The 16114-nt window shown below is 62.5% G+C and carries 13 protein-coding genes; 5 read left to right on the top strand and 8 right to left on the bottom strand.

Features of this window, described 5'->3' with window-relative positions; all coding sequences use genetic code 11:
- Positions 1 to 20 precede the first annotated feature (20 nt).
- A complete protein-coding gene (locus IQK56_RS14305; protein ID WP_193862085.1) occupies positions 21 to 1175 on the bottom strand; it encodes an acetyltransferase domain-containing protein in 1155 nt (384 codons plus the stop codon).
- A 132-nt stretch (positions 1176 to 1307) separates the two neighbouring features.
- On the opposite strand from IQK56_RS14305, the gene IQK56_RS14300 reads away from it, so the two are divergent.
- On the top strand, positions 1308 to 1844 hold the full coding sequence (locus tag IQK56_RS14300) for a DUF924 family protein (RefSeq protein WP_193862086.1): 537 nt from the start codon (positions 1308 to 1310) through the stop codon (positions 1842 to 1844).
- On the opposite strand, the gene IQK56_RS14295 is transcribed toward IQK56_RS14300, so the two are convergent.
- Positions 1841 to 3280, bottom strand: coding sequence for an alpha/beta hydrolase family protein (locus IQK56_RS14295; RefSeq protein WP_193862087.1), 1440 nt, complete (start codon positions 3278 to 3280; stop codon positions 1841 to 1843). The genes IQK56_RS14300 and IQK56_RS14295 overlap by 4 nt on opposite strands.
- A 175-nt stretch (positions 3281 to 3455) precedes the next feature.
- Between IQK56_RS14295 and yfcF the strand changes: the two genes are divergently transcribed.
- On the top strand, positions 3456 to 4088 hold the full coding sequence (gene yfcF, locus IQK56_RS14290; protein WP_150760767.1) for a glutathione transferase: 633 nt from the start codon (positions 3456 to 3458) through the stop codon (positions 4086 to 4088).
- Here the strand turns inward: yfcF and IQK56_RS14285 are convergent.
- Positions 4063 to 4335: a hypothetical protein gene (locus tag IQK56_RS14285; protein ID WP_122307307.1), complete on the bottom strand. Its 273-nt coding sequence runs from the start codon at positions 4333 to 4335 to the stop codon at positions 4063 to 4065. The two genes, yfcF and IQK56_RS14285, sit on opposite strands and share 26 nt — an antisense overlap.
- A 130-nt stretch (positions 4336 to 4465) precedes the next feature.
- Between IQK56_RS14285 and IQK56_RS14280 the strand changes: the two genes are divergently transcribed.
- Together IQK56_RS14280 and IQK56_RS14275 are read left to right on the top strand one after the other, a co-directional pair.
- Positions 4466 to 5110, top strand: a complete 645-nt coding sequence (locus IQK56_RS14280; RefSeq protein ID WP_193862088.1) for an ATPase — start codon at positions 4466 to 4468, stop codon at positions 5108 to 5110.
- A 33-nt stretch (positions 5111 to 5143) separates the two neighbouring features.
- Positions 5144 to 5476 (top strand): hypothetical protein, encoded by a 333-nt coding sequence (locus tag IQK56_RS14275; RefSeq protein WP_099586920.1) that lies wholly within the window; start codon positions 5144 to 5146, stop codon positions 5474 to 5476.
- Positions 5477 to 5574: 98 nt separating this feature from the next.
- On the opposite strand, the gene IQK56_RS14270 is transcribed toward IQK56_RS14275, so the two are convergent.
- Positions 5575 to 6321, bottom strand: a complete 747-nt coding sequence (locus IQK56_RS14270; protein ID WP_122307309.1) for a creatininase family protein — start codon at positions 6319 to 6321, stop codon at positions 5575 to 5577.
- Between the two features lie 30 nt (positions 6322 to 6351).
- Positions 6352 to 7062 (bottom strand): murein L,D-transpeptidase catalytic domain family protein, encoded by a 711-nt coding sequence (locus tag IQK56_RS14265; RefSeq protein WP_122307310.1) that lies wholly within the window; start codon positions 7060 to 7062, stop codon positions 6352 to 6354.
- Positions 7063 to 7102: 40 nt separating this feature from the next.
- On the opposite strand from IQK56_RS14265, the gene IQK56_RS14260 reads away from it, so the two are divergent.
- Positions 7103 to 8704, top strand: coding sequence for a L,D-transpeptidase family protein (locus IQK56_RS14260; protein WP_193862089.1), 1602 nt, complete (start codon positions 7103 to 7105; stop codon positions 8702 to 8704).
- A gap of 8 nt (positions 8705 to 8712) precedes the next feature.
- Here IQK56_RS14260 and IQK56_RS14255 read toward each other — a convergent pair whose 3' ends face one another.
- Genes IQK56_RS14255 through IQK56_RS14245 form a run of 3 tightly spaced genes read right to left on the bottom strand, consistent with a single transcriptional unit; the run spans position 8713 to position 16067 of the window.
- Positions 8713 to 10464 (bottom strand): ABC transporter ATP-binding protein/permease, encoded by a 1752-nt coding sequence (locus IQK56_RS14255; RefSeq protein WP_150760762.1) that lies wholly within the window; start codon positions 10462 to 10464, stop codon positions 8713 to 8715.
- Positions 10461 to 13217 carry a M16 family metallopeptidase gene (locus IQK56_RS14250; RefSeq protein WP_193862090.1) on the bottom strand — a complete coding sequence of 919 codons (2757 nt, stop codon included), beginning with the start codon at positions 13215 to 13217 and terminating at the stop codon, positions 10461 to 10463. The genes IQK56_RS14255 and IQK56_RS14250 overlap by 4 nt, the downstream gene beginning before the upstream one ends.
- A gap of 30 nt (positions 13218 to 13247) precedes the next feature.
- Positions 13248 to 16067 (bottom strand): TonB-dependent receptor, encoded by a 2820-nt coding sequence (locus IQK56_RS14245; protein ID WP_193862091.1) that lies wholly within the window; start codon positions 16065 to 16067, stop codon positions 13248 to 13250.
- Positions 16068 to 16114: the final 47 nt, after the last annotated feature.

The following is a 16114-nucleotide window of genomic DNA, read 5'->3' as shown; positions in this document are numbered from 1 at the left end:
ACAATTGAATCTAAGTCAGCTCAGAGATATTTGAGCCACGCCAGGTCCCGTCGACGCGCCTTCAATCCGGCAAACCAACGCACCGGCAAGTACAACGCCAGCGGCAGCAACAGCGCCGCCATCCAGACGGCGCCGATGCTGTCGAACCCGAAGTAGTTGCCCTGGTTAAGCCCGAACAGCGCCACACACGCCACATACAGCACTTTCAACACATACAGGTGCAACAGGTAAAAGAACATCGGCGCGGCACCAAACACGGCCAATACCCCGATCCAACGCTTGTGCCCCGCGCGTTCAAACGCCCACAGCAGCAACAGCCCAATCCCCAGCGTCAACGCCAGGAACAACAACGAAGGCGGGTACTTGGTCACGTTGAAAAAGCTCATCAACGTCTGCACGCCATTTTCATAGGCCTGCCAAGGCTTCTCGCCATAGCCATTGATTGCACGCAGCACTACAAACCCCACCAACGATCCCACTCCGGCCAGCAACAGATAGCGCTGGCGCACCGCAGGCAAGGTGGCATTGGCAAACCACGGACCGATGCCGTAGCCCAGGGCAATCACGCCGATCCACGGCAGTACCGGATACGTGGTGCGCAGGCGCAGGTCTGCGGACGCCTCGATCCAGCTGCGTTCATGCAGGATGGCCCACAAGTCTTGCAGCGCGGAACCAGGAGCGAAGTGCACGCCATCGAGCAGGTTATGCCCGCCGATGATCACCAGCGCGAGCGCGATCAGCAGCGGTCGCGGCAACCACACCAAGGCGGCGAGGGCGATCATGCTGAGGCCTATCGCCCAGATCACTTGCATGTAGATCACGCTGGGCGGCAGTTGAAAGGTCCAGGCGAAGTTGACCAGGGTGAACTCCAGCACCACCAGGAACAACCCGCGCTTGAACAGGAACGCCGACACGTCGCGGCAGCCCTGGTATTTCTGGCCGTACAAAAACGCGGACAGCCCGGTGAGCAACACAAACACGGGGGCACACAGGTGGGCGAGGGTGCGGCTGATAAACAGCGCGGGCTCGGTGCTGTCGATGCTCATCGGGTCGCCGACCTGGCGGTGCAGCAGGAAGGTTTCCCGCACGTGGTCGAGCAGCATGAACAGGATCACCAAGCCGCGCAGGGCGTCGATGGAGAGCAGGCGTTGACGTAGGGGAGCAGCATCAGTCATGGGCGGGATCGCAGGGCAGGGTGGAAATTGGATGTTATTCTATAACATTAACGTGCCCATTGCCCTCAATTGCTCTCTGATCGGCTAACAGTTCTGATACCGTCATTGAAAGCGCTATCGGAGCCCCTCGCCATGATCACCCCACAATCCGTCATCGACTTCTGGCAACACGCCGGCCCCAAACGCTGGTTCGCCAAGGACGACGCCTTCGACGCACTGTTTCGCGACACCTTCTTCACCACCCACCTGCAAGCCGCCCGGCGCGAGCTGGAACACTGGCTGGACTCAGACGAAGGCGCATTGGCCCTGCTGATCCTGCTGGACCAATACCCGCGCAATGCCTTTCGCGGCACGGCGCATATGTTTGCCACCGATCCGCTGGCGCGTCATTACGCCCATCGCATGGTAGAGGCGGGCCTGGATCAACTGATCGAGCCTGCGTTGCGCGCCTTCTGTTACCTGCCCTTCGAACACTCGGAGGCGCCCGCCGATCAACAGCGTTCCCTCGACCTGAACCAGCACTTGGATCAGAGCACTTACCACTGGGCCAAGGAACACGCCGAGATTATCCAACGCTTCGGGCGCTTCCCCCATCGCAACGAGGTGTTGGCCAGGACGACGACGGACGCGGAGCGCGAATTCCTCACGGCCGGTGGGTTTGCCGGTTAAGCGTCCGCTTCGGCCAGGGTAGGCCGTGCGCTTACCGGTCGGAAACGCCGCAGGCCATTAAGGTCAACGGCCCAGCGCAAGGCTTCGGTGGCGGACGGGCGCGGGCCGTTTTTGATCGCGTTGTCATTGCTGGCCAGCGTCGCGAGATAGCCCTGGGCGCCGTTGCGTTCGGTCCAGTACTGGGTATGGCTGAACCAGGAACGGGCGAGCCAGCCTTTCCATTTGCCGACGCTCACCGGCAGATCCAGCACACCGTTGCCCATCACCGGCTTGACCGGGCCGCCGACGATGTCGCCGAACAGGCCCAAGGGTGCAGGGAAGTAGAGGTTGGTCCAACGCGTCACCGCAAACGCCGCCGCGTGGTGCAGGTAATACGGGGTGAACGGCCGCTCGCCGAGCAGCAGCGGCGGGCGGGCATTGTAGCCGTAGCCTTTGTCGTCTTCGGTGGGCGGGCAGGCCGGGGCTTCACGGCGCTGCATACGTTGCTTGAAATCACTGACGCTGCGACCCAGCAACAGGCTGGCATGGGCCATCGGGCTGCCAACGGTGACCAGGTCGGTGATGCGCCATGGGTTGCCCAGGCCCCGCTGCTCGATAAACGCCTCGGCTTGTTGATGGCGAAACGCAAAAGTGCTGCCAAGGCTGCCATCCAGGGCGGTGCCGGCCTTGAACAACGCTTCCTTGACCACCGGTTGCAGCGGCTGGTGAAGGGCGTAACGGTCGACCAGTGCCTGGTTGCTGGGGATCACTTGGGTCAGTTGGTCGTGGTAGTCATGCCACAGGTAACCAATGATGTCGTAGGCAATCACGCTGCCCAGGCTATGGCCGACCACGATGATGCGGTCGTAGTCGCCCTTGTTGTGCAGGGCGCGCAGCAACTCCACACCGTCGGCGCGGATCTGTTCGCGCACCATCACGTTCTGCGGGTTGGGGCTGAGGTAGCGCGCCGCGTCGCCCAGGTAGGACAACGCCGAATAGCGCAGCCCCAGGCCGAGCGCGCCGAGCAGTAATGGGATGAAAGCAAATGGGTTGCTGTCGTGCGGGGAGTGGCCCCAGGCCGTGGCGAGGGTGCCGGTGGCGATCAGCAGCAGCAGACCCAGGGTCGTCCAGCGCGTGGTGCGCCAGAACGGCACGATGGCGTCGGGAATGTCACGGCGCGGACGCTTGAAGCTGTCCCACAGCCAGCTCAACAGATGGCCGAACTTGGTGCCCTGCATCTTGTGGGCCCAGTAGTATTCATAAAAATCCGTGCTGGTGCGGCCTGATGACTTCAACACCCGCAGGTCGAAATTGCGCGACAGTCGATCCGGCTTGCTCCAGTAAAAGGGCGTGCCGCCAGGCGTGTCCGCGGGAATCATCGCGTCCACAAAACTGTGCAGGGTGTCCATCGGGCGCTGTTCGCCGATGCCGTGGATAACCACAACGGCTTGTTTCATGGGTTGTTCGTTCCTTGAATATCCCCACGGGGTGAGGCGAATCGGCAAAGTAGCTAATTGCCATAATACTGCCATTGCCGGTGCTATTCCCGCCAGGAATGCCCCCATAAAAACCCTGCATTGTCTTTATCCGCGCACATCTCGTAGCGTGAAGGCTCATTCAAGGAGATTGCCCATGAGCCAGAGCCCGTTGCGCCTGTACGTTGATTCGCTGTTCACCAGCCCCTACGCGATGTCGGTGTTCGTCACCCTGCGGGAAAAGGGCCTGGATTTCGATCTGGTTACCCTGGATCTGGATGCGGCGCAAAACCAGACCGCCGATTTTGCCCGGTTGTCTGTGACCCAGCGTGTGCCGACCTTGGTGGAGGGAGACTTTGCGCTGTCCGAATCTTCGGCGATCACCGAGTACCTGGAAGACGCCTACCCTGACACAGCGGTGTACCCGGCAGATTTCAAGCAGCGGGCGCGGGCGCGTCAGGTGCAGGCGTGGTTGCGCAGTGATTTGCTGCCAATCCGTCAGGAGCGCTCCACGCTGGTGGTGTTCTACGGACAGCAGATGCCACCGTTATCACCCGTGGCCGAAGCGGCCGCCAGCCGGTTGATCACTGGGGCGCAGGCGTTGTTGGCGGGTAATCCGACGCACCTGTTCGGCGAGTGGTCGATTGCCGATGTGGACCTGGCGATCATGCTCAACCGCCTGATCCTCAACGGTGACAGCGTGCCGGCCGAACTGGTGGCTTACGCCCAGCGCCAGTGGCAACGGCCGTCGGTGCAGGAATGGGTCAATCAGCCACGTCCTGCGCTGTAGCGTTGGCAGTCATTTGTTGCACGCGCCGATCCAGGTCTTCCCAATCCGCCATGCCCAGCACCCGCGTGGTGTTCAAGCCGCGCAGGTAGCCGCGCAATTGTTGGGCGCTGGCGCAGACCTGGTCGGCGTCGGCATTGATGTCCAGCAGCACGGTTTCATAGTCGACCAGGTAATCGGCAATCCGCTCGCGAAACTCCGGCAGGACGGCTTCACGGATACGGTCGAAGGTTTTCTGGTGGGGCTTCATGGCGGCTCCTTATCGGTTTTATCGTGACACTATCGCTTCAGATAATAGTCACCATCACGCATCGCAAGTTCTGTTTTTACAGGGAAAGCGCAAAATCCCCTCATCGAGACGCTGTTCAAGGAAATGCGCGATGAGGACGATGATTCAGCTGGGTTTAATGATTCTGATGCTGGCCACGGTGGCAGTGAACAACGCAGCCATTGCCGGTGAACTGCGTACAGGCCATTTGCTACCCATCGTCGGTAGCGTAAACTCCCTGCAGCACGCGCAGTCGGTGGGTGTGTTGTTGAGCGACAACACCCGCGACAACCTCAGCTACCTCGAACGCTACCACGACATGGCCTTGAATGGCGCCAAGGATGCCCTCGACGGGCGTATCCGCCAGGCGTTCGTCAACAGTTCCGACCCGGAACTGGCCATTGACTGGTTGATGAGTTCGCTGCAAGGCACCTTTTTGTCGGTGACCGTCTACGACAACCTGGATGCCCTGGTGCAGGCTCACCCCGATGTGGTGGTGATGCTCGATACCCATAATCAACTGCTGACCCAGCGTAACGATCAGGTCGAGGCGCGTTTTATTGCGCGGTTCTATGACGCCGACCTGCAATACATTGCCAAGGCCGAAGGCTCGGTGCACAGGCAGGTGCCGGCGGTGTGGGTCCGCAACAAGGCCGCGCCGGAAATTGCCGCGCAGATCGAACAGCAGCGGGATGTACAGCTCGATGCCTTGAAGCAGTTTGATGCGTCGCTCAAGGCGCTGGTACGCGCCAGTTAATGTGAACTTTTACTTTTACCGTCAGGATTTTTAATGCGCTCTTTTCTCTTACCGGTCGCAGCCCTGTTGCTGGCCGGCTGTGTGTCCGCCCCAAACACGCCGACCTTGACCCTGCAAACCAGCAAAGGCCCCGAAGCCTATCTGCAATGCGTCCTGCCCAAGCTGGAAAAGCACGGGATCACCTCGACCGTCACCCAGAACTCGCGTCATGCCCGCGCCGTTTTGACCAGCAAGATCGCCGCCGACGATGTGCTTGAAGCCTACAAGGCAGGAGAGGGCGGCAAGGTGTTCTTGTATGAGCGCAAACCGCTGGCGTCGGCTCTAACGCCGTCGCGGCTGGAATTGGCTGCCAAGGAATGCCAATAACTTCAGGCAACCTGTAGTGAGCAGGCTTGTCGAATCGTCGCAGCGCCCGCGCTGGGCTGCGAAGCAGCCCCCTTCCTACCTGTTGATGTGTCCTCGGCCTAGGCTTTGGCTTCGTTGCTAAAGCTGTTGACGGTCTTGACCAACCCTTGAGCCGCCAACGCCACCAACTCACCGCCTTTCTCCACGGTCGCCAGCGCCGGGTCCGAGCCCATGCGTCCATCGGGGAAGCGCGCACGGAAATCCAGGGCTTCACGGATCGGGCCGGTGTTGGCGATCTGTGGCGCATAGTCCGCCGACTTGATCGAGTCCGGGTACGCCCATTGCGTCACCGCAATCTCCGACGGCGTGGCATGGCTGCCGTGGCCTACGGGGAATTGGCGGTGGGCCAGGTCGCTGACGCCTTCCAGGTCCCACCAGTTCACCAGCTTCAGGGCGAAGCCGGCGGGGCGGCGGGCGAAGCTGGCTTCGGCGTACAACTCGGAAAACGCCGCTTCAATGGTCGCGATATTGCCGCCATGGCCATTGAGGAACAGGATCTTGTCGAAACCATGCCCGGCCAGCGAGCGCACCCAGTCACCAATCGCGGCGATAAAGGTGGAAGGGCGCAGGGAAATGGTGCCGGGAAAACCCAGGTGATGCTGGGCCATGCCGATATTGAAGGTCGGGCCGATCAGGATGTCGGCGTTCTTTTGCGCCTCGACGGCGATGATTTCCGGGCACATCCAGTCGGTGCCCAGCAGGCCGGTCGGGCCGTGCTGCTCGTTGGAACCGATGGGGATCACCACCGTGCGACTGCGCTCCAGAAACTGCCCGATCTCGATCCAGGTCGATTGATGTAGAAGCATGCGAAGCTCTCTTTTATCTGTGGGGACAGGCTAACCGCCACGGATTGTACGACTACTTGCCACCTGTTGGGGCTTGCAATTGAGGTACGTCGAGGACTTCAACCAGCGCTGGTCGGGGTACCACGAAAACATGAACTGCCCGTCCTTGAGCTTATCCACCACCTGGCGCGCCACCTGCGGGCGCACCGCCGGGCAACCCTGGCTGCGGCCGATACGGCCTTCGCGCTTGCTCCACAGCGGGCTCACGTAGTCGGCGGCGTGAATCACGATGGCGCGATCACGGGCCTGGTCATTGAACCCCGGCTCCAGGCCGTCCATGCGCAGCGAGTAACCGTGGGTGCCCAGGTAACTTTCCTGGGTGCGGAACAGGCCCAGGCTGGATTGATGGCTGCCTTCGGTATTGGAAAACTGGGTGGCGAAGTTTTCCCCGGACTTGGCGCCGTGGGCTACCAGGTCGCGCAGTACCAGGGTTTTCTTGCGCAGGTCGAAAATCCACAAGCGACGGGCGGTCGATGGCTGGGAATAGTCAATCACGGCCAGGCGCTCGGAGCGTTCCTCGCCATTGCTGACCGCGCACTGCATCGCGCTCAGGGCGCTTTTCAGTACAGTGGGGTTGAGTTCTGGAGCCGAGCGCGCCAGGCTGCTATACAAGGTAGGAGGGTTGCCGTTGGCGGCGAGCGCAGAATTGCTCAATACAGCCAGACTTACGGCGATCCCCAGGCGGTACATAAAAGTCAGCATCTACAGTACATCTCCCCCACTGTGGATTGGAGCCAAGTCATTGTTCAAAAAACACGCATGTTACTTGAGCATTTGCTTGCTCGTTGCACCATTGGTCGCCACGGCCGACGCGCTGCCGGTGGAACCGTTGCCGGTCACGACCCCCGCGCCGGTGGACCTGGCCCCGGTGCAACAAGCCCTGGCGCAACTGTCCAGCGTCTGCCCCGGTCTCGCGCCGCAGATCGACGCGCCAGCCCTGGCGCGCCTGCAAGCCTTCTATCAGCAACAAGGCGATGTCCCGTTATGGTCGGACGAGACGCGCCGCCAAGCACTCCAGACCCAGCTGCTGATGCTCGCCGACGATGGCCTGGACCCCACCCACTATAGTCTGCCCGCGCCACACGCCACGCAAAACGTGCTGTGCAGCGATATCGACAGCAGCCAGCACTACCTGCAAGCCCTGCAGGATCTGCACTTCGGCCGCTTGCAGCAATCGCGCTTCGAACCGCTGTGGCATTCCCAGCCACCCACCCGCGACCCCGACACCGAGGTGCTGGCCTTTGCCGCCACCGGCCTGCACGACATGGCGCAAGCGTTCGATCAAGCCCGTCCCAGCGCGGATTTGTACCGCAGCCTGCGCAATGCCTATTCCACCGTGCGCCAGCAGCCGTTGCCCCACTGGGATGCGGTTGGCAGCGGCCCGCTGTTGCGTCCTGGCATGGACGATCCGCGTGTTCCGGAACTGGCGCGTCGGCTCCACAGCGGCGGTTACCTGCCGATTGAACCCACGGGTGCCAGCAAGCAATACCGCCCCGAACTGGTCGCGGCGGTCAAAGCCTTCCAGGTCAGCCACTCCCTGCAATCGGACGGTGTGATCGGCGCTGGCACCGTGGCGGAACTCAATATCAGCCCGGCCATGCGCCGCGAGCAACTGCGCATCAACCTCGAACGCTTCCGCTGGCTGGCCCAGGACCTGGAGCCCGAGGGCGTGCTGGTCAACGTCGCCGCCGCGCAACTGAGCGTGTACCAGAGCGGCATTCCCGTGTGGCAAACCCGCCTGCAAGTAGGCCGCGCCGAGCGCCAGACGCCGTTGCTCAAATCACGCATCACCCGGCTGACGCTCAACCCCACTTGGACCATCCCGCCGACCATCATGCGCGAGGACAAACTCCCGGCCATCCGCCTGAACCCCGAATACCTGCGCCAGCAAAACCTGCAAGTGCTCGACGCCGAAGGCCACCCGCTGGCGCCCGAGCAGATCGACTGGGCGCGCCCCGGCAATATCCTGCTGCGCCAGGAAGCCGGCCCGCGCAACCCGCTGGGCAAGATCGTGATGCGCTTCCCCAACCCGTACTCGGTGTACCTGCACGACACCCCGAGCCAGCCGCTGTTCACCAAAGGCCCGCGTGCGTTCAGCTCGGGTTGCGTGCGGGTGGAACAACCCTTGTTGCTGCGCGACCTGTTGGTCAGCCCGGCCGAACGTGCGCGCACCGATGAACTGCTGGCCACCGGTATCACCCATGAATTCAGGCTGGCCACACCGGTGCCGGTGTTGCTCGGCTACTGGACGGTCGAAGTCGACCGCCAGGGCGGGCTGGTGTACGCGCCGGACATTTATGCACGGGACCTGGTGCTGATGAAGGCGATGGGAAGCGTGCTCTAGCCCTCCGGTTAGTTTGTTTTTTGTGGTGAGCGGGCTTGCCAAATCGTCGCACCGCCCGCGCCCGGCTGCGCAGCAGCTCCAAAACCTGTGACCACCACAGGTTTTTGTGCCGTTTCAGGGGACCAGATGCGATCAAATAGCGGCGCCAACGCCACCTGATGGCTGATGCCGATCACCGTGCACGCCGGCAGTTGTTCGCGCAGCACCACCAGCAGGGCGTGGGCGCTGGATTCGTCCAACTGGTTGGTGGCTTCGTCCAGGTACAGCGTGTCCGGCGCATACAGCAGCGCCCGCGCCAGGCCGATGCGCTGCTGCTCGCCACCGGACAGTTCCCGCGCCCATTCGCACTGTTCATCCAGACGCTGCACCAACCCCGGCAACCCCACCTGCAGCAGCACCGCAACCAAGCGCACGCCAGTCGGCACTTCAACCGCCGGGTAAGCCAGCAACTGACGCAGCGGCATGCTCGGCAGGTAAGGCTTCTGCGGTAGCAGCAAACTGCGTCCCGGCGGCAATTGCCAGCCGCCACGGCAATACGGCCAGATGCCCTGCAAGGTGCGCAGCAATGTGGACTTGCCGATGCCGCTGCGTCCGGCAATCAACAGCCATTCGCCCTGGGCCACTTGCACCGACACATCACCCAGCAGCAGGCTCGCGTCCGGGCGCAGTACATCCAGGCCGCTGATACACAGGCAGTCGCCAATCACCGGCGCCTGGGCCTGGCAGCGGCTGGCGGCGATGGCCTGTTCAAACTGCCCCAGGCGTTCCACCGCCGAACTCCAGCGCATCAGCTTCGGGTACAGCTTGATAAACCAACTGAGGGAACCTTGCACCGCGCCGAACGCACTGCGGATCTGCATCAGGCCGCCCAACGTGATGGTCTTGGCGAGAAACGCGGGCAGGGCGGCGAACACCGGAATGATCAGGCTGACCCGTTCATAGCTGACGGTAAACAGGCTGAGGTTGCGCTCGCGGCCCATCAACTGACGCCAGTTGTGCGCAATTGCCTGGAACCGCTCGGCCAGGTGCGCACGCTCCACCGCTTCGCCCCGGTACAGGGCGATCTGTTCGGCATGCTCGCGCTTGCGCAACAGGCTGGCGCGAAAGTCGGCCTCATAGTGCTGGCGGTCGACGTTCAGGCGGTGCAGCGGGCGACCGACCCAATGGGTGACCAGGCTGCCGGCCAGGGTGTAGAGCACCACAATCCACACCAGGTAACCCGACAACGTGATGCTGTACTCGCCGACGCTGAAGGTCTGCACCCCGGACAACTGCCACAGAATGCTCATGAACGCACCGACCTGGGCCATGTTGATAATGAACGACGCCACCAGCTCCACGCTCAGGTCGGCGACGATATCCACGTCCTCGCTGATGCGCTGGTCGGGGTTGTCCGGCTCGCCGTTCAGGCCCAGGCGGTAGAAGGCCTGGTCGGCTAGCCACGCGTGGGTGAACTGCTCGGTCATGGCCTGGCGCCAACGCAGCACCAGGGCTTTACGCACCCAGTCCAGGGCGACAACGATCAGCACGTAGGCGCCCAGGTAAATCACATAGCGGCCCATCAGCGCGTACAGCGCAGGCGTGTCGAAGGCGCCGAGGGTGTCGTAGAAACTCTTGCTCCAGGCGTTGATCAGCACGTTGATCTGCACGATCAACAGCCCCATGCCGATGATGCTGGCCAACATCAGCCAGCCCAGCCACTGCGAGCCCTGGCGCCAGAACGGCGCGGCCAGGCGATAGAACGTACGCAGGCTCTTCACGGCGCATCCGCCTTGGGCAGCACGCGCAGCAGCACTTGGTTATTAGGCGGGAACATCTGGCTGGCCAAGGGTTTGAGCAACTCCAGGCGCAGGCCGTCGGGCAAGCGTGCCTGGCGGCTCAGGTAGCGCGGGTCTTGCCATTGGCGTTCACTGAGCAGCAGGCGGCGCCATTGGGTGGTGGGATCAAGCAGGCGTTTGTGTTCCTGGCGGCGCAGTTCCATGCGTTCGCCGGCGACCCAGTTGGCATCCACCGAACGCCCCAGTTGCGCCAGGGTTTGCTGGGCAAGCGCCCACAGTTCTTCGGCGCGTTGGGGGTCGCAGGTGAAGCTCAATTGGCTTTCGATACGCTGGGTGTCGGGGTTCAGTTCGCTGTCAAAGCGCAGGCGATACACGCCAGACGCTTCACCGCGCAGGCGTTGCTTGAGCTGCTGGTTGGCCAACTCACGCAGGGCGGCGACACGGGCCGCCGCTTCGGGCGTCCAGGGTTGTTCGCTGAAGCTGCTGGCTTCGAGCACCACCCGTGGCTCCAGGGCCACGGCGACGTCGGTGCGCCGTTGACCGGGTTTTTGCAGGGCCGGGCGGCCGGGTTGGGCAACGCCACGGGGGATATTGGCCAGGTGTTCGCCCACGGCGTTTGCCAGTTGCGCAGGGTCCACGTCCGCCATCAGGTAGTAGGTGACCGGGGCCTGGGTGAGCTGCTGCCAGTCCTCGGTCAGGGTGCTGGCTTGCAACGCCTCCAACGCCTGTTGATCCGGCGCTTGCCAGGTGTCGGCGCCGTAGCGCAGTTCGCGTCGGGCGGCGGCGATGGCATCCGGGCGGGTGCTCACGCGGGTCAGCAAATCATCGCGGGCAGCACTGAACAGCTCGTCATCGATCACTGCGCCCACCTGGCTCTGGCGATAGCTTTGCAGCAGCGTGGCCAGCGCACCCATCGAGGCTTTTGACGTGGCGCTCAGTTGCAGGCGTGTGGCGCTTTGTTCAAGGCTCAAGGTTGCCTTGTGCTGTTTGCGCCACGCCTCAAGGCCTGGCGCGCCGCTCTGGTTGCCCAGTTGTGCAGCCATTTGCAGGCGCCAGGCGGGTACGTCGCGGCGCTCGTAACCGGCGGCCGATTCGGTTTGCAGGCGCCATTGGCCGTCTTCGGCATTACGGCGTAGCCAGACCAGCCGATCACCGTTACTCAGTTGCCAGTGCTCGACCTGTTCAGCGCTAAAGCTGCGCTTGCCGATCACCGCGCCCGGCGCGCCCGCCGATGGCGGTGTGAAGGTGGCAATGGGCGGTTCCACCGGCGCGGCTGACTGCGGCGCAACCAGCGATGAGTGGGCAATGGACCCACGCAGCTGCTGCACATCGTCCACCGTCGGCAGGCGCACCACGCGGTTGCCTGGCGCAGTGAATTGCAGCACTTGGTCGGGGCTGTCGAGCCAACGTTGCAGGCGGGCATCCAGGGCCGCAAGGTCGATGGTGTCCAGCGATTGGAGCGTACGCCGGGCAATCTGATGGGACGCGACGACAGGGCGGTTCTGCACGGCGGCATCGTTGAGCGAGGTCACCCATTGCTCGAAGGTGCGTGACTCGTCCTTGGCCAGCATGCCGTCTGCCAATTGGCGGATTTTGCGCTTCTCCCGGTCCAGGTCCTGCGCAGTGAAACCGTGTTGGCGTAAACGCTCCAACTCGGTCAGTAGTTGCTTCAAGGCTTCATCATGATGAGCGCCGTCAACCGCCGCCGCGACCCCCAGCACGCTGGAGTATTCGCCGATCAAGGTTTTCTGTGCGGTCAGGCTGCGCACGCCGGCTTGCAGAGGCTGGCGGCGCAATTGGGTCAACAGGGCCGACAGCGCCATGCGGTCGATCAAGCGCTCGCGGGTGGCCTCGGCCGTGACGCCACGGCTGTCCGGTTCATGCAGGCGAAACAGCAGCGACACCTGGTTGCTTCCGGTCTGCGGGTCTTGCAGGCGGAAGATTTTCAACTGGTTGTCGAGGGGCAGTTCGCGGTGTTCACGCTCTGGCAATGCCTGGGCGGCGGGCGCGCCGAAGGCTTGCTGGATCTGCTGCGCCAACTGCTGCGGTTCGAAGTCGCCGACCACCGACAACACCATGTTATTGGGCACGTACCAGCGCTGTTGAAAACGCTGCAAGGCACCCAGCGAGGCTTCGCGGATCGCCGTTTCATTGCCAATGGTGCGATGTTGCGGGTAACGCGACCCGACCCGTTGGGTGGCTGCGCGCTGGTCATTCATGCGCTGGGCCACGCCCAGGCCGCCGCGCCATTCTTCGATCACGATGGGTCGTTCGCGCTCAAGGTCAGCCGCGTTGTAATCACCCGCGAACACCAGTTGCGCGAGCTTTTCAAGGGCCACGGGGGTTTGCGTGGTGCCTGCCATGGGGCTGAGCAGGTACTGGGTGCGGTCGTAGCTGGTCATGGCGTTGAAGTTGCGGCCCTGCACCCAGCCCAGCGCGGTCATCTGCGCACGCAGGTCGGTGGTTTGGCCGGCGCGGCTGCGGAAGGTCAGGTGTTCGAGCATATGGGCCACGCCCACCTGGTCGTCGTCTTCATCCACCGAGCCTGCGCGCACGGTCAGGCGCAGGTCGAGGCGGCCGGTTTGAGTGCTGTCCTGTACCAGGCGGTATTCCAGGCCGTTGGCCAATTGGCCGCGCACCACCTGCGGCGCCCACGGCAGCGGTGCCTGGGTGACGGGCGATGCGCAGGCGCACAGCAGCAGCGGGCCGAGCAGGCCTGCAAGTAATTTATTCATCAGGGGTTCCAGGCTTATCAGGTGGCAGCGTTAGAAGCGGTAGCCGACTTCGAGCCAGTATTGGCGGCCGACTTCATAGGTGACGGTGGAGCTGCCACTGCCGACGATCTCGTTGACGTGGTCGGTGACGTTGGTGATGTCCACGGCGGCGAACAGCGCTTGTTCCTTGCCGGTGGGGATTTCCCAGCTGACACGCATATCCCAGGTGGGGGCCGCCTTGACCTTGGCGGCCTCGTACACGGCGAGGTCCTCGCCATTGACGGTAACGATTTCGCTGCTATCGATGATCTGTTCGTAGGCCCCGCGATAACGCAGGAAGTTACTCAGGGTGAGGTTCCATTGCGGGATCTCGGTGATGGTCGTCAGGCGGGCAGTCCAGGGGCGGTTGAAGTCGCTGGCGGGCAACTCGCTGTAGGCCATGCGCTTACCGTCGTAAAGCACGTCCTCATTGGCGTATTGATCGGCGGTGATGCCTGATTCATAGGTGCCGTAGGCGTCCTTGGTGCGCGACCAGTCAAACGCCGCCTGTACGCTGGTACGTGATCCCAGCCATTGGAATTCGTGCCGTGGGGTAATACTCAGCGTGACGTTGTCACTCTCGCTCGACGCGTCGTTGGTGTAGGTGTAATAGATGCTGTCGAAACCGGCGGCAGGGCCCAGCCCAAGCACGCGGGAGGAGGCCCGGCCGATCTTGTCCTTGCCGTCGCGGTGTACGTATTTGAGACGAAAATCGGTGTCGAGCCACACCTGGTCAAGCCCAAGGGTCCATTCATCGTCGTAGGGCACCTTGAGGTCGGAGAACTTGTTCAGGTTCTCGACCTGCGTGGCCGTCCATGCACCGCCTTGAGTGGTGCGGGTGTAGCGGGTATTGAAGCCTTGGCGACCTTCGGCCAGGCGGTACTTGAACAGGTTGCGCCCGTAGTAGCGGTTGGCGCCGAACACCAGCACGGTGCTGCGGTCGCCGAAGAAGTCGTAGTCACCGGAAAAACGCGGTGCCAGGTTCTGCTTCTGCATGTAGTCATCGCCCTCCAGACGCAAGCCTGGGCGCAGGCCGAGTTTGCCGATCTGCAGGTTGTCGTGGATGAAAAATGCATACTTGTTTTCGGTCAGGTCCAGCTTGCCGGCGCCATAGACGTTGCGTGCATTGGCCCATTGACGGGTGTTGCCATTGCGCAGCAAGCCGATGGAGCACAACGGGTCATCATTCAGGCAGGTGGCTATGTTGTCGCGTCGGGTGATGTTGACCGAGGTCGCTTCGGTTTCACGCTCCCAGGTGGCCTGGTTGCGGGTCAGCTCCATGCCGGTCACCACGGCATGTTCGGCGCCTGCCCAGCGGAACCCTTGCCAGTCGGCCTTGAGTTTGTAGTTGATGCCTCGCTGGGTTTGCGTGAGGTTGCCGTAGGCGCCTTCGCCGCTGCGTGAGGTCGCTGTGGTGGGCAGGCCCCAGTTCTTGGTGCTGGAGTAATACCAGGCGATGGCATCGTTGGACTCCGACTCCCGGGAACTGTTGAGGTCGGTTAAGGCCAGGGTGTGCGACCAGCGCGCTGAATCGCCTTCCCACACCGCCTTGAACGCCCCTTGCCAGCCGCCGTTGATATTGGTGAAACCGGAGTTTTTGTAGTTCTCGCGAAAATAGGTGTTTTCCTGTGGCGCCTTTATGAACGAGCCGTCCAGGCTCAAGCGCTCGTTGACGTTCCAATACGCCTTGAACATGTAGTTGTCCAGCTGCCGCGTCTGGTCTTCGCGATTGTCGCCATTCGGGCTGTTGTAGCCGTCTGCATACTTGTTGAGGGGGATCACCGAGCGCTTTTGCGAGAAGCTCACGATGGCGCCGAAGTCGTCGGTGAGGTGGCCTTCGAGCATGCCGCGCACGGTGGTTTTTTCGAACTCGGGCTGGTACTGCTCGTTGGACGCATTGTCGAAATTGGCCTGGTCCTTTTCGGTGGTGTGGTAACTCGTCCACGCCGAACGGCTCATGGAATAGGACAGTTTGCCGTGCAGGTCCTGGCTGGGGCGACGGGTGATCGCATCGACCACGCCGCCGTTGAATCCACCGTACTCAGCAGGCACGTTGCTGTCGTAGACCTTCACTTCCTGCAACAGGTCGGCGTCCAGGGCAATGCCATGGGAGCGACTGGGCGAAGCATCGAACTGGCGGGTTTCGCCATAGCCGTGTGCGCCGGGGTCGAGGTCGTTATTGATCGAGATGCCATCGATCATGAAGTTATTCTGGTAGAACTTGGCGCCGTTGATGCTGATGTCCGCGGGGTCGATTTCACCTGGCGCATTGGAATTTTGCTGGGCCCCGCTGAACTGCACGCTGGGGTGCATTTGCAGCAAGGTGGTGATGTCGCCGTTGGCGCCGGGGAAGGCCTGGATCGCCTTTTGATCGATCACCGTGGCGCCCTGGAACGAGTTTTCTTCGGTGAAACCCAGCACGACCGTACTGTCCAACATCGTCGGGCCGCCAGCATCGGCACTGGGCAAGCGGTGAAACACCAGAGCACCGTCCTGATAGCCCCAGCCGATGCCGGTGCCTTGCAGCAGGTACGCGAGGGCTGCGTCGTTGCTCATGTCGCCGTTCACACCGGGGGAACTCACACCCTTGAGCAGTTGCGGATCGACGCTCACTTGCTTGCCGCTCTGTTGGCCGAAGGCAATCAACGCGCCGGCCAGGGCCTGTGGCGGGATGTTGAAGCCGTGGGTCGAGGCGGGCGTATCGGGTTGCGCCAGGGCCAGCGGCAGCGGACCAAACGCGCAGCACAGCCCGAGCAGGCCGGCGGCGGCCCCTTTCTTCAGGCGCAGCGGCCACGTGCCCGGCGTACCGAACGGGTGAAGGGTGTGTGTCATGCAAAGATCCCCGCGCCGGCATAAAAACCGGCCAGTCAATGAATACG

The organism is Pseudomonas cyclaminis, from assembly GCF_015163715.1.
In the GTDB taxonomy this organism is placed as follows: domain Bacteria; phylum Pseudomonadota; class Gammaproteobacteria; order Pseudomonadales; family Pseudomonadaceae; genus Aquipseudomonas; species Aquipseudomonas cyclaminis.
The sequence above is the reverse complement of the archived record's forward strand: the minus strand, read 5'-3'. Positions and strand labels throughout refer to the sequence as shown.